The 13,648-nt window shown below is 72.8% G+C and carries 10 protein-coding genes and 1 pseudogene; 3 read left to right on the top strand and 8 right to left on the bottom strand.

The genetic code is table 11. The features are described 5' to 3' along the window. The first annotated feature begins 48 nt into the window (after nt 1-48). From AB0J12_RS22040 to AB0J12_RS22030, 3 genes and pseudogenes are all read left to right on the top strand, one after another. Entirely contained in the window at nt 49-447 is a 399-nt protein-coding gene (locus AB0J12_RS22040) for a nuclear transport factor 2 family protein (protein ID WP_363266030.1), read from the top strand. Between the two features lie 320 nt (nt 448-767). Then, nucleotides 768-1,913: a transcription termination factor Rho gene (gene rho, locus AB0J12_RS22035; RefSeq protein ID WP_363266028.1), complete on the top strand. Its 1,146-nt coding sequence runs from the start codon at nt 768-770 to the stop codon at nt 1,911-1,913. Between the two features lie 134 nt (nt 1,914-2,047). Next, nucleotides 2,048-2,923 (top strand): annotated as a pseudogene (locus AB0J12_RS22030) (serine hydrolase); the annotation flags it as partial. Nucleotides 2,924-2,958: 35 nt separating this feature from the next. Here AB0J12_RS22030 and AB0J12_RS22025 read toward each other — a convergent pair. The 8 genes from AB0J12_RS22025 to AB0J12_RS21990 all read right to left on the bottom strand — a co-directional run bounded on the left by AB0J12_RS22025 (nt 2,959) and on the right by AB0J12_RS21990 (nt 13,516). Beyond that, nucleotides 2,959-4,419 carry a glycosyltransferase 87 family protein gene (locus AB0J12_RS22025; RefSeq protein WP_363266027.1) on the bottom strand — a complete coding sequence of 487 codons (1,461 nt, stop codon included), beginning with the start codon at nt 4,417-4,419 and terminating at the stop codon, nt 2,959-2,961. Beyond that, complete coding sequence (gene mptB / locus AB0J12_RS22020) at nt 4,416-5,906, bottom strand: polyprenol phosphomannose-dependent alpha 1,6 mannosyltransferase MptB (RefSeq protein WP_363266147.1); 1,491 nt, start codon at nt 5,904-5,906, stop codon at nt 4,416-4,418. The genes AB0J12_RS22025 and mptB overlap by 4 nt, the downstream gene beginning before the upstream one ends. A 163-nt stretch (nt 5,907-6,069) precedes the next feature. Further along, the gene (locus tag AB0J12_RS22015) at nt 6,070-7,389 is read right to left on the bottom strand and encodes a hypothetical protein (RefSeq protein ID WP_363266026.1); all 1,320 of its coding nucleotides are present in this window, start codon (nt 7,387-7,389) and stop codon (nt 6,070-6,072) included. Nucleotides 7,390-7,488: 99 nt separating this feature from the next. Further along, nucleotides 7,489-8,412, bottom strand: a complete 924-nt coding sequence (locus AB0J12_RS22010; RefSeq protein ID WP_363266025.1) for a glutaminase — start codon at nt 8,410-8,412, stop codon at nt 7,489-7,491. A 55-nt stretch (nt 8,413-8,467) separates the two neighbouring features. Next, nucleotides 8,468-9,865 carry an aspartate ammonia-lyase gene (gene aspA / locus AB0J12_RS22005; RefSeq protein WP_363266024.1) on the bottom strand — a complete coding sequence of 466 codons (1,398 nt, stop codon included), beginning with the start codon at nt 9,863-9,865 and terminating at the stop codon, nt 8,468-8,470. Nucleotides 9,866-10,356: 491 nt separating this feature from the next. Continuing rightward, complete coding sequence (locus tag AB0J12_RS22000) at nt 10,357-11,364, bottom strand: asparaginase (protein ID WP_363266146.1); 1,008 nt, start codon at nt 11,362-11,364, stop codon at nt 10,357-10,359. Between the two features lie 44 nt (nt 11,365-11,408). Beyond that, entirely contained in the window at nt 11,409-12,842 is a 1,434-nt protein-coding gene (locus tag AB0J12_RS21995; protein ID WP_363266023.1) for an amino acid permease, read from the bottom strand. Then, nucleotides 12,839-13,516 carry a FadR/GntR family transcriptional regulator gene (locus tag AB0J12_RS21990; protein ID WP_363266022.1) on the bottom strand — a complete coding sequence of 226 codons (678 nt, stop codon included), beginning with the start codon at nt 13,514-13,516 and terminating at the stop codon, nt 12,839-12,841. Before AB0J12_RS21990 ends, AB0J12_RS21995 begins: the two co-directional genes overlap by 4 nt. Between the last annotated feature and the right edge of the window lie 132 nt (nt 13,517-13,648).

The following is a 13,648-nucleotide window of genomic DNA, read 5'->3' as shown; positions in this document are numbered from 1 at the left end:
CTATTCTCCTCCGCACCTATTCAAATAATTGAGTATGAGGTGATCCCGATGCGTGCGTTCCGCGAGGCGGTCGAGGCGGGCGATCTCGACGCCGTCGAGGCACTGCTGTCCGACGACGTCGTCTTCACGTCCCCGGTGGTCTTCAAGCCGTACGCCGGCAAGGCCATCACGGCGGCGATCCTGCGCGGCGTCGTTCGGGTCTTCGAGGATTTCCGGTACGTCCGTGAGCTGACCGGCGCCGACGAGCGCGACCACGCGCTGGTGTTCACCGCCCGCGTGGGCGAACGCGAGCTGACCGGCTGCGACTTCATCCACCTCGACGACAACGGGCTGATCGACGAGTTCATGGTCATGGTGCGCCCCCTGTCGGGCGCACAGGCACTGGCGGAGGCGATGGGCGCCAAGTTCGACGAAATCGCCGCCGAGGCCGCGGCCCGGTCGGTCTGACCTGGCAGAACACCCTTCCGGAATAGCCCGGGGCGTCACCGCGTTGGCCGTGGTGGCGCCCTTTTGCCGTTGCACTGCGGACATCCGGTGCTACAGTGCGAACAGCACGTGTGTACGCCCCGTCGAGGGCGTCGGTGCATCTTCTCCTCTTTCTGCGTCTTCGGTGCTTTCTCCGTCGTACGCCTGATGCCTGCGGATCTTCCCCGCCGAGGCACGACGTTTCCTCCGCCGGGCCGCGCTCCTCCGCGCCCCCCGTTCTGCGGCATCTCCCCTCTTCTTCGCTTGTCTCATCTCGGCCTCCACGAAAGGACCGAACTCCCATGACCACCACACTCGAACGCCCGCCGGTGGCCGGGCAGACCCCGTCCGGCCTGCTCGTCAGCGGCGTCCTGGACATCGACGGCAGCGGGAAGGGGCACCTGCGCGGCGCCCACTGCATGCCCGCGCCCACCGACCCGCCCGTCGCCCCCGATCTGATCCGCCGGCACGGCCTGCGCAAGGGCGACCTCGTCGAGGGCGTGCGTGGCGGACGGCAGGGCCTGACCGAGGTACGGCACGTCAACGGCCGTACGCCTCAAGCGGCGCGCGGCCGACGTCACTTCCGTGAGCTGACGCCGCTGCACCCGCGGGAGCGGCTGCGGCTCGAGCACCCGGCGGCCGGGGCCGCCGGACGGGTCGTCGACCTGTTCGCACCCGTCGGCAAGGGCCAGCGCGGGCTGATCGTCGCCCCGCCCAAGACCGGCAAGACCGTGCTGCTGCAGCAGATCGCGGCCGCCATCGCGGGCAACCACCCCGAGTGCCGCCTCATGGTGCTGCTGCTCGACGAGCGGCCCGAGGAGGTCACCGACATGCGCCGCTCGGTGCGGGGCGAGGTGTACGCCTCGACGTTCGACCGCTCGCCCGCCCAGCACATCGCACTGGCCGACCTGGTGATCGAGCGGGCCAGGCGGCGGGTGGAGGACGGCGAGGACGTCGTACTCCTGCTCGACTCGCTCACCCGGCTGTGCCGGGCCCACAACCACGCGGCCTCCGCCGGCGGCCGCACCCTCAGCGGCGGTGTCGACTCGGCAGCGCTGCAGGGGCCGAAGCGGTTCTTCGGCGCCGCACGGCTGGCCGAGGAGGGCGGTTCGCTCACGATTCTCGCCACTGCCCTCGTCGAGACCGGCTCGCGCGCCGACGACCTGTTCTTCGAGGAGCTCAAGAGCACCGGCAACATGGAACTGCGGCTGGACCGCGAAGCGGCCTCCCGCCGCCTCTTCCCGGCGATCGACCTGCCCGCCTCGGGCACCCGGCGCGAGGAACTCCTGCTGCCCGCCGCGGAGTTGGGCGCCACGCGCGGACTGCGCCGGGCCCTGGCGGCGCAGAGCGGGCCCGCGGGGCTGGAGACGCTGCTGCAGCGGCTGCGCGAGACCCCCGGCAACGCGGCGTTCCTGCGCCGTGTCCAGCCCACCCTGCCGTCGGTCTGACAGCCCTGCACGACCAGGGCGCCGGGCGGGCGATCGGGCCCGTACGCAGCAAGGCGTGCGGCATACGAGTGCTCGCGTGACCCGTTCGGCCCGGGCAGCAGGGGGAATCTCCCGGAGATTCCTAGGCTGATCGTATGCCCATCGGATTTCCTTCCCGGGTCGCCCTGTCGACCTGTGCGCTCACGGTGGCGGGCGTCCTCGCGCTCTCCCCCGCCGCGGCGGCCGCCGCGGGCGGAGCGGAGCCCACGCCCGGCGGCCCGCGGGCGGCACAGCCGTCCCTGCTCCAGGCATACGGCACCGAGGTACGGCTGCGCGCGGGCGCCCCGCGTCTGCCGGCCGTCTCTGCGCTGTCATGGCTGGTGGCCGACGCCGACACCGGCGAGGTGCTCGCCGCGCACGACGCACACCGCAAGCTGCCGCCGGCCAGCACCCTGAAGACGCTGTTCGCGCTGACGGTGCTGCCCGCCCTGCCGGCCGGCCTGGAACACCGGGTCAGCGAGGAGGAGCTCGCCGGGATCGGGCCGGGCAGCAGCAGGGTGGGGGTCGCGGAGGGCCACACGTACACCGTCGCCGACCTGTGGCGCGGTGTCTTCCTCAACTCCGGCAACGACGCCGTGCACGTGCTGGCCGCACTCAACGGGGGCTGGTCGGCGACGGCGGCCCGGATGCAGGCCAAGGCGCGCGCCCTCGGCGCCCTTGACACGCACGTCGTCTCCCCCGACGGCTACGACACGCCCGGCCAGGTCTCCTCGGCGTACGACCTCGCGGTGTTCGGGCGGGAAGGGCTGCGCGACCCCGACTTCGCGCAGTACTGCCGCACGGCCGAGGCCAGCTTCCCGGGCGGCGGCGGATGGACGTACGGCATCCGCAACACCAACCGGCTGCTCACCGGCGCCGACGGGGTGGAGGCCTACCCGGGGCTCATCGGCATCAAGAACGGCTACACCAGCCAGGCCGGCAACACGCTGGTCGCCGCCGCCCGGCGGGGCGCCCGCACGCTCGTCGTGACGGTGATGAACCCTCAGGCGGGCGGCGGGTACGCCGTCTACGAGGAGGCACGGGCGCTGCTGGACTGGGGATTCGGCGCGGCGGGCCGGGTCGATCCGGTCGGTTCGCTGGACGCAGCCGCGCACGGCGCACCGCCTCCGCCGCACGGGCCGCACACCTCACCCGTCGCCGCGGCCGTCTCCGCTCCCGCTCCCGCCTCGCACGGCGGCTTCGGCTGGACGGACGCTGCCGCGATCGCCTCCGCCGCCGCCGCGGGCGCCGCCACCGTCGCGCTGTCGCTGCGCGCCAAGAAACGCGCCGCCGCACGCGGGTGACCGTACGGCAGCCACAACAGCAGACCGAGCGTGATCCAGGTGTAGGCGTTGGAACCGGCGAAGGCGGCCACGCCGGACGCGTCGTGAGCCCACAGCCAGACCACGCTGGTGCACAGCACCGCGTACAGGGCGCCCGCCACGCGCGCGTGCCCGGCACGCAGCAGGACCGCGAAGGACGGCAGCAGCCACACCAGGTGGTGCACCCAGGTGATCGGGCTGACCAGGCACGCGGCGAGCCCGGTCAGCGCGAAGGCGGCCGGCAGGTCCCCCGCGGCGGCCGCCCGGCGTGTCCGCCACGCCCACACGCCGAGCACGGCCACCACGGCGAGCGCCCACAGCCCGCGCTGCGGTTCCCCCAGACGGGCGAGCACGCCCTGCAGTGACTGGTTGGAGACGTAGTCGAGACGGCCCACGCGCGTCGTGTCCCACATCGCCTCGGTCCAGTAGAAGCGGGACGGACCGGGCGCGACGAGCGCCGCCAGGGCCGTCGCCGCGAGGGCGACCGCTGTCGCGACGGCCGCGGCGCGCCGGCGGCGGGCGAGCAGGAGCAGGCCGATGAAGAGCGCGGGCGTGAGCTTGATCGCCGCCGCGAGCCCGATCCCGGCACCGGCGAGTGCGGCGGCCCGGCTCCCTCGGCGGCCCTCTCCGTCGGCGTCCTGCTCCCGGCCCGGGGCGGAGGTCAGCAGCCAGGCGTCGGCGAGGACCAGCGCCAGCAGGAGGAGATTCACCTGACCGAAACTCACGGTGTCCCGCAGCGGCTCGAACAGGGCGAGAGCGCACAGGATCAGGCCCCAGCCGAACCAGCCGGGCCGGCGCCACGCCCGGCCCGCCAGCACCCGCAGCACGACCGCCAGCGCCACCGCGTCCAGCAGCAGCGCCCCGGCGAGGGCGGCGGGGCGGCCGAGCAGGGCCATGGGCAGCATCGCGACCGCCGCGAACGGCGGGTAGGTGAAGCCGTACGCCGTGTCCGGCACCCGGTAGTCGTAGACCCGCCCGCCGTGGTGGACCCACGTGTGTACGGCGCCGTAGTAGACCCGCAGGTCGAACCAGTCGCGCAGCAACGGCACGGTCGCCGTGAACACCGTCACCCCGGCGGCCACGGCCAGGAGCAGCAGCAGCCGGCCTCGGTCGGTGGCAGGGGTGAACGACGGGCGGGGGCGGCGGTCCGGCGTCGGCCGGCTCACGCGGTGCGCTCCAGCGCCGGCAGGTGTGCCACCTGGTGGGCCTGGAACAGCACGACCAGAGCCAGCGCCCCGCCGGAGACGGCCAGAACGAGCTGACCGGTGTCGGCCGGCCCACCGCCGGGCAGGACGGCGAGCGCGAGGACCGCCGTGACGGCCGCCGTCCGGTGGCGGACCGAAGCGCTGGGCGCCGCGGCCGCGATGAGGAACAGGCCCCACAGCGCGTACCAGGGCCGGATCGCCGGGCCGAACGCGGCCACCACGGCCAGGCTCAGGCCGAGGGCGTACACCGGGCGGGGGTGCCGTCGCCACCATATGGCCGCCAGGGCGATGGCGGCGACGGCGAGGCCGAGCGTGTGCCAGGCCGGGACGGCGAGCGGCGCCAGGTCGCTGCCGAGCCGGCCCAGCAGCGCGCCGGTGGCACGGCCGAGCAGACTGGTGGGGGCCCAGTTGTGTGCGGAGACCGGGGTGTCGAGGGCGCCGATCCAGCCGTAGCCGGTGCCCGCGACGGCGGTCGCCACGACGGTCGCGGCGGCGGCCGCGGCCAGTGTCGACAGGGTGGCCGGCAGCAGGCGGCGGCCCGCGCGGACCTGGAGGACCACGACGGCCACAAGACCCAGCAGGGCGGGGGCCTTGACCAGGGCGGCGAGCGTGATCAGTACGGCGCCGAGCAGGGGGCGCCGGCCGAGGGCCGCGACCAGGCCGAGGCCCAGCAGGCCGAGCATGAGAGCGTCGTTGTGGGCACCCGCCACCAGGTGCAGCAGGACCAGCGGGTTCAGCGCGCCCAGCCACAGCGCGGCGGCCGGGTCGGCGTCGCCGGCCCGGGCCAGACGCGGCAGCGCGGCCGCCATCAGGGCGACACCGAACAGCGCCAGCAGCCGCATGCCGAGCAGTCCGGCGGGCAGCTGACCCCGGGTCAGCCCGAACAGCCCGGAGGCCGCCGCGAGGAACACCGGGCCGTACGGCGCGCCCGTGTGCCGCCACAGCGGGGCGACCTCGTCGGCGAGCGGGCCGCCGAGCAGAGCGGGGCCGTGTGCGTAGACGTCGAGGTGGGCGTCGACCATGGCGCCCTGGGCGAGGTAGCTGTAGACGTCACGGCTGAACAGCGGCGGTGCGAGCAGCAGCGGGGTCGCCCAGACGGCCAGTACCAGCAGCAGGGCGCGCGGGGACGGCGGGCGCGGGCCGCGAACCAGCCGGCCCAGCAGCGCCCAGGCGGCGATCAGCAGAACGACACCGAAGTACACGGCGACCAGCCCGAGCGCCGCCCGGGCCGAGGCCGGCGCCGGGAGGTCCGGCGTCGGCAGGGCACCTGCCGTCTCCCCGCCCAGGGCGAGGAAGGCGGTTCCGGTCAGGCCGAGCACCTGGCAGCGACGTAGATCGACGGGGAAAGCCATGGCCAGCACCGGGCCAGCGTGCCGAGGCCGGATGGCCGCAAGGCGACACTCCGGCCTCGGGGCGGGGGCGTGGGTGTGGACGGCGTGTGAGCGCAGGGTCGTCCTGCCTGCGGGGGGCGGGTGCCGCTGCCTGATGGCGGGTGGCCGATACCGGGTGCCGGGTGGCCGGTGCCGGGTGGCCGGTGCCGGGTGGCCGGTGCCGGGTGGCCGGTGCCGGGTGGCCGGTGGCCGTCAGGCGTCAGGCGTCAGGCGTCAGGCGTCAGTGGAAACGTCCGCTGGTGACCGGTCCTGACGAGCGCAGGCCCGAGCGCTGGGCTCGCAGCCAGGTGCCGTGGACGGCCGTGACGAAATCCGTCAGCTTCTCGACCGGGTCGGCCGGGCTCGTGCCGTCGCCCTCGTCCGGCGTGGGATCGGCGCCGACGATCTCCGCCGCGATCTCGGCCGGCGGCCGGTCGTCGGCCGGCGACCGGCCCACCTCGCCGTCGTCGTCGACCCGCATCCGCTCCGCCCACGGCGCGGTGACCTGCTGGTGCAGCAGGCCGACGCTGTCGGCGGCGACGACCGGCGGGTCCGTCCAGCAACTGGCGTGCTCGTGCAGCACCTGTCCCGGGGCCCTGTCGAGGAGCTGCGCCACGATGTCCGGGCCCTGGTCCGTGTCGGCGAGGTCGTTCAGGTCGTAGGCGACGACGACGGTGCCGGGCTCGCCGGGTGCGTACGGCCGCGCCGGCAGTTCCAGGATCTCGGCGGCGGCCAGGCCGAGGATGTGACTGTCGCGGTCGGGCAGCAGCGCCACCGCGCCCGGCCGCACCTCGGCCGCCGCGAGCACCGCCTTCAGACGCAGCAGTCCCTGCAGACACAGGTCGGTGGTGTCCTGGAGCCAGGCGAACCGGCCGTTCATCCCCGCGTCGAAGCCGTACGGCGACAGCGTGCCGAGCACGCATCCGCCCATGACGTACTGCCATCCCCGCAGGTCGGTGCCGTCCAGCGGGCTCACCGGCGCGGCGCTCGCGGCGCGTTCCAGCATCGCGCGCTGACGGTCGCGGGCGGGGAGCCAGATGGCGTCCTCGGGGTCGGGGAGCCGGTTGTGCTGCGTACGGGCGAGGGCCACGTCGCCGGCCATGAGCGCGTTGTACGCCAGCAGGTAGCGGTCCGGCCAGGCGGCGAGGTCGCTCTCGCGGGCGTTCAGCACCTCGACGGCCTCACGGTGGCGGCCCTCGCGTTCGTAGGCGGAGACCAGTTCACGCAGCGCCGCGGCCGAGGCCGGCACCTGGCGCAGTGCCTCGCGCAGGGCGGGGACCGCGAGGTAGGACACGCCCCGTTCGACACAGGCGTATCCGAAGTCGTACTGCTCCTGGGCCCCTTCGGGGTGGGCGGCGAGCGCGTCGGCGGTCTGCCGGAGGTCGTCGAAGCCGGCCGCCGCCGCGGCCCTGCCCACCACGGGGGCGAGTTCGCCCAGCGGCAGCGTCTCGGCCACGGTCCGCAGCACGCGCAGGGCGCCGGGTATGTCGCCGGCCTCCAGGGACTCCCAGGCCTTCAGCGCTTCCGGGGACTTCGGTCGGCGATTCTTCCGCGAGAACATGCCGTCGAGCTTGACCGACCGGTCACATCCGCCTCAACTGCTTTACGACAAGCGCGTTCAGGCGAGTGTCAGCGGGAGCCGAAGCCGCAAGCCGTGCTGTCAGAAGACCGACAGGCCCGTGAGCGTGGTGAAACGGTCCAGCGCCGCCACGCCCGCGACGGAGTTGCCGCGTTCGTCCAGGCCAGGGCTCCACACGCACAGCGTGCAGCGGCCGGGGACCACGGCGATGATGCCACCGCCGACGCCGCTCTTGCCCGGCAGGCCGACGCGGTAGGCGAAGTCGCCCGCCGCGTCGTAGGTCCCGCAGGTCAGCATGATCGCGTTGACCTGCTTGGCCTGGCTGCGGGTGAGCAGGCGTGAGCCGTCGGCGCGGACCCCGTGGCGGGCGAGGAATCCGGTCGCCAGAGCCAGGTCGGCGCACGAGGCGCTGATCGAGCACTGTCGGAAGTACTGGTCGAGCAGTTCGGGCACCGGGTTGTCGATGTTGCCGTAGGACGCCATGAAGTGGGCGAGAGCGGCGTTGCGGTCGCCGTGCGCGGACTCCGAGGCGGCGACCTCCTCGTCGAAGGCCAAGTCGTGGTTGCCGCTCTCGGCCCGCAGGAAGGCCAGCAGTTCGGCCGCCGCGTCGCCGGTACGGGTGTGCAGGCGGTCGGTGACGACGAGGGCGCCGGCGTTGATGAACGGGTTGCGCGGGATGCCGTTCTCGTACTCCAGCTGCACCAGGGAGTTGAACGGGTTGCCGGACGGCTCGCGGCCCACGTGCTCCCACAGCTCGTCGCCTTCGCGGGCGAGGTCCAGGGCGAGGGTGAAGACCTTGGTGATGGACTGCGTGGAGAACGGCTCACGCCAGTCCCCCACGCCGTACACCGTGCCGTCCGGCTCCGCCACGGCCATGCCGAAGCGGCGCGGGTCGCGGGCCGCCAGCGCCGGGATGTAGTCGGCGGGGCGGCCGCGGCCGGGGGTGTGCTCGATCTCCTCGGCGATGCGCTCCAGAACCGGGGCGAAGGTCTTCGACGACGTCATGATCATTATTCTCCCTCGGGGCCGGCCCCGGTGCGCTTCGGCATTCTTCGGCAGGTCAGGCCACGGGTGCCGCGTTGCCGGCCACGACCTCCGGGCGGAGCAGGGCGGCGAGGCGGTCGGCGGGGAGCAGGCCCTTCTCCAGGACCAGCTCGGCGACTCCGCGGCCGGTGGCGAGGGCCTCCTTGGCTATGTCCGTTGCCGCCGTGTAGCCGATGTGCGGGTTGAGGGCGGTGACCAGGCCGATGGAGTTCTCCACCGTCGCGCGCAGGCGTTCGGTGTTCGCGGTGATCCCGTCGACGCAGCGGCCGGCGAGGGTGAGGCAGGCGCGCTCCAGGTGCGTGATCGACTCCGAGAGGGAGTGCAGGATGATCGGCTCGAACGCGTTCAGCTGGAGCTGGCCGGCCTCGGCGGCCATCGTGATGGCGACGTCGTTGCCGATCACCTCGAAGGCGACCTGGTTGACGACCTCGGGGATCACCGGGTTCACCTTGCCGGGCATGATCGACGAACCCGCCTGCACCGGGGGGAGGTTGATCTCGCCCAGGCCGCCGCGCGGGCCGGAGGAGAGCAGGCGGAGGTCGTTGCAGCTCTTGGAGAGCTTGACGGCGATGCGCTTCAGGACGCCGGACATCTGGACGAAGGCACCGCAGTCCTGGGTGGCCTCCACGAGGTTGGCGGCGGTGACGAGCGGCAGGCCGGTGATGTCGGCGAGGTGGCGGCGGGCGGCCTCGGCGTAGCCGGCGGGGGCGTTGAGGCCGGTGCCGATGGCCGTGGCGCCGAGGTTGATCTCATGGACCAGCTCGACGGCCTCGGCGAGACGGCTGCGGTCCTCCTCGATCATCACGGCGTACGCCGAGAACTCTTGACCGAGCGTCATCGGGACCGCGTCCTGCAACTGTGTACGGCCCATCTTGAGTACGTCGCGGAACTCCACGGCCTTGCGGGCGAAGGCGTCCTGGAGGACCGACATCGCCTTGAGCAGTCCACGGACCGCGAAGACCGTCGCGACCTTGACTGCGGTGGGATAGACGTCGTTGGTGGACTGGCCGAGGTTGACGTCCTCGTTGGGGTGCAGGTGGGTGTACTCGCCCTTGGCGTGGCCGAGCAGTTCGAGCGCGCGGTTGGCGACGACCTCGTTGGCGTTCATGTTGGTCGAGGTGCCGGCACCGCCCTGGATGACGTCGACGACGAACTGGTCGTGCAGCTTGCCGGCGCGGATCTCCTGGCAGGCGGCGACGATCGCGGCGGCCTTCTCGGGGTTCAGCAGGCCGAGTTCCTCGTTGGCGCGGGCGGCTGCCTCCTTGACGGCGGCGAGGGCGTTGACGAGGTGGGGGTAGGTGGAGATGGGGGTGCCGGTGATGGGGAAGTTCTCGGTGGCGCGGAGGGTGTGGACGCCCCAATAGGCGTCTGCGGGGATGTCTCGGTTGCCGAGGAGGTCGTGTTCGGTGCGCATGGGTCTCTTCCTTGTGGGTGCGTGCGGGTTGTGTTGTGGCTGGTCGCGCCGTTCCCCGCGCCCCTTTTGGGCCTGCGGCGGCCCGTTGCGGTGGGTGGGTGGCTGGTGTTCGCGCCTGCGGTTGTCTGTGAGTCGGGGCCGGGGTGGGGGGTGTCCGCCCTCGGTCCGGCCGCCCGTCCCCGACGACGGCACCCTTGCCCGGTGCCGGCCGCTGCGGGCGGACACCCCCCACCCCGCCCCCTCCCCGCCGCCGGCGGCTGCGGCCCGTCGCGTCTTCCGCCGTGGGTGCGGGCCGCCGCTCGTGTGCGGGCAACTGCTGATATGGCTGCGGGCAGTTGTGCCTTCCCCAAGCTCTTCAAACAGGGGGACTCCCAGTGCGGCACGGGTGGGCGCAGCGGCGCCGGGGCAGCCCATCCGCGGCCACCGCCGGCGTTCAGCGCAGTCGGCGCCGGGCGCGTGGCCCGACGTCGGCCGCCGGGGGCGCCGGTTCGTCAGGACCGCGGCAGGGGGTCCAGTGCTCGGGCCGTGCGGACCTCGCCGACGGGCGCGCCGCCGCCCAGCAGCGGCTCGCCCGTGAAGTCGGTGAGGAGTGACGGGGCGACCCCCGCGCGGGCCAGTGCTGCCGCGGCGACCGGGATGCGCGCCCGGTTCGCACCGTCGGCGATCTTGACGGCGATCGCGCGGCCGTCGGGCAGGGCGGCGACCTGGACGCCCTCGAAGCCGTCCTTCGCCAGCAGCCCCGGCACCGCCCGCATCAGGGCGGCCACGTCGCGGCCGGAGCCGGAGGCCATCTCGGGGTGGGCGCGCATCGCGTCGGCCACGTGGGCCTCGGGGGTGCCGGGGGCCGCGGTGGTGATGCGGGCCGCCGCGCGGGCCAGGCCGTGCAGGGAGACGGAGAAGAGGGGGGCGCCGCAGCCGTCCACCGTGGTCTGGGCGATCCGCTGGCCGGTGAGGTCCTCGACGATCTCGGCGATCGCCTTCTGGAGGGGGTGGCCGGGGTCGAGGTAGTCCTCCAAGGACCAGCCGTTGAGCTTGCAGGTGTACAGCATGGCCGCGTGCTTGCCGGAGCAGTTCTGGGCCAGGCGGGACGGGCCGCGGTCCGCGCGGATCCAGGCGTCCCGGACGACGGGGTCGAAGGGGAGGTCGGGCACGTTGCGCAGGTCGTCCTCGGTGAGGCCGGCCAGGTCGAGAATGCGGCGGGTGCCCTCCAGGTGGACCTCTTCGCCGGAGTGGCTGGCGGCGGCCAGGGAGAGGAGGTCTCCTTCGAGCGGCAGGCCCGCCCGGACCATGGCCACCGCCTGCAGCGGCTTGATCGCCGAGCGGGGGTAGAACGCCGCCTCGATGTCGCCGAGTTGGAAGACGGGGGCGCCGTCGGAGCCCAGTACGGCGACGGAGCCGTAGTGGATGCCTTCTATGACGCCGCCGCGTATGAGGTGGGCCACGGGGACGTGGAGGGGTTCGCGGATCTGGGGTGCGTCCGCAAGGGAACTGCTGTACATCTCTGCCTGGTTCGGTGGTGGGTGGATGCGGCCGGGTGCGCTGTTCACGCGCCGGCCCCGGTGCGGTCGAGGCGGCCGCGGAGGGCGTACCAGCCCGCGACCAGGACGCCGACGATCAGCGGCAGGCACTGCACGGTGGTGCGTCCGGCGCCGCCGTCGGCGTACATGAGGACCAGGACGGAGGCGAGGAACGCCAGCGTCACGAGTTCGGTCCAGGGGGAGCCCGGCAGACGGTAGCCGGGGCGGGTCAGTTCGTTGCTCTGGGTCTTCTGCCAGAAGCGCAGGTGGCAGACCATGATCATGCCCCAGGTGGCGAGGATGCCGATCGCCGCGAAGTTCAGGACGATCTCGAAGGCGTCCGCCGGGACGACGTAGTTGAGGGCGACGCCGAGGACGCACATACCGCTGGTGAGCAGGATGCCGCCGTAAGGGACCTGGGTGCGGCTCATCCGCGCGGTGAACTTGGGGGCCGACCCGCTCACAGCCATGGAGCGCAGGATGCGGCCCGTCGAGTACAGGCCCGAGTTGAGGGACGACATGGCCGCCGTGAGGACGACGAGGTTCATCACGCCGCCGGCCGCGGGGATGCCGATCTTCGACAGGACCGTGACGAAGGGGCTCTCGCCGGCCGTGTACTTGTTCCAGGGCAGGAGCATGGAGAGGAGGATGACCGAGCCCACGTAGAACAGGCCCACCCGCCACATGATCGAGTTGATCGCCTTCGGCATGATCTTCTCGGGGCTCTCGGTCTCGCCGGCGGCGACGCCGACCAGTTCGACGGAGGCGTAGGCGAAGACGACGCCCTGGATGATCAGCAGCATGGGCAGCAGGCCGTTGGGGAAGACGCCGCCGTGGTCGGTGATCAGGGACGGTCCGGGGGTCGTCCCGTCCACCGGGTGCCGCGTCACCAGGAGGAAGATGCCGATGCACATGAAGATCACCAGCGCGGCCACCTTGATGATCGCGAACCAGAACTCCAGCTCACCGAAGATCCTGACGGAGATCAGGTTGACGGTCAGGACGACCGCCAGGGCGATCAACGCGATCAACCATTGGGGGATGTCGGAGAACATGCCCCAGTAGTGGGTGTACGTGGCGACCGCGGTGATGTCGGCGATGCCGGTGGTCGCCCAGTTGAGGAAGTACATCCAGCCCGCGGTGTACGCGCCCTTCTCCCCCAGGAACTCGCGGGCGTACGACACGAACGCGCCGGAGGACGGGCGGTACAGGACGAGTTCGCCCAGGGCGCGCACGACCAGGAAGGCGAAGACTCCGCAGACCGCATAGGCGATGAAGAGGGAGGGGCCGGCGTCGGCGAGGCGGCCGCCGGCGCCGAGGAACAGGCCGGTGCCGATGGCACCGCCGATGGCGATCATGTTGACGTGCCGGGACTTCAGGGACTTGCTGTAGCCCGCGTCTCCGGCGTCTGTGTGACGGGTCGAGGGGCGCGTCTCGTCTTTGATGTGCTGTTCGCTCACGCCTCGGGTCCACCTTCCGTGGGTTGTGCCGCGCGCGCGGGGCGCACGATGTCGGTGAGGGTGGTCTCGACGCGGTCGAGGTGGTGGGCCATGGCCTCGATCGCGTCGTTCTCGCAGCCGTCGACCAGCGCCTCGACGATGGCCCGGTGCTCGCGGTTGGACTGCTCGCGTCGGCCGCCCAGCTCGTTGAGGAAGGCCGACTGACGCGCCAGTGCGTCGCGGATCTCCTCGATGACCCGGCGGAAGACCGGGTTCTGGGCGGCCTCGGCCACGGCGAGGTGGAAGAGGGTGTCCATCGCGACCCACGCGGTGGTGTCCGTCTCCCGCTCCATGCGGTCCAGCAGATGCGCCAGGTGGTCCAGGTTCTCCGGGGTGCGGCGCACGGCGGCGTACCCGGCGACGGGGATCTCGATGTGGCGGCGCACCTCGAGCAGGTCGCTGGCCGCGTAGTCGCCGAAGGTGGGGTCCTCGACGGCGTTCGCGACCACGAAGGTGCCCTTGCCGGTCCGGGAGACCGTCAGGCCCATCGTCTGCAGGGCGCGCAGCGCCTCACGCAGGACGGGCCGGGAGACCTCCAGGGTGCGGCACAGCTCCGCTTCGCTGGGGAGCTTGTCGCCTATGGCGTACTCACCGCGCTCGATGGCACCGCGGAGATGGCCGAGTACGGCTTCCATGGCGCTGATGCGCCGGGGAGGCTGACTGGCTGTCCGGCTGTCTGACAGGTTCACGGGAGAGATACTCCGGGTGACCGACGGGCCGTGTCAAGGCGGTTGGAAGGAAAAATTCAGGGGACGGAAAGCCTGAAA

Source organism: Streptomyces sp. NPDC049915, from assembly GCF_040656475.1.
Lineage (GTDB): Bacteria > Actinomycetota > Actinomycetes > Streptomycetales > Streptomycetaceae > Streptomyces.
Note: the sequence above shows the minus strand (reverse complement) of the source record. Positions and strands in the feature narration are given on the sequence as shown.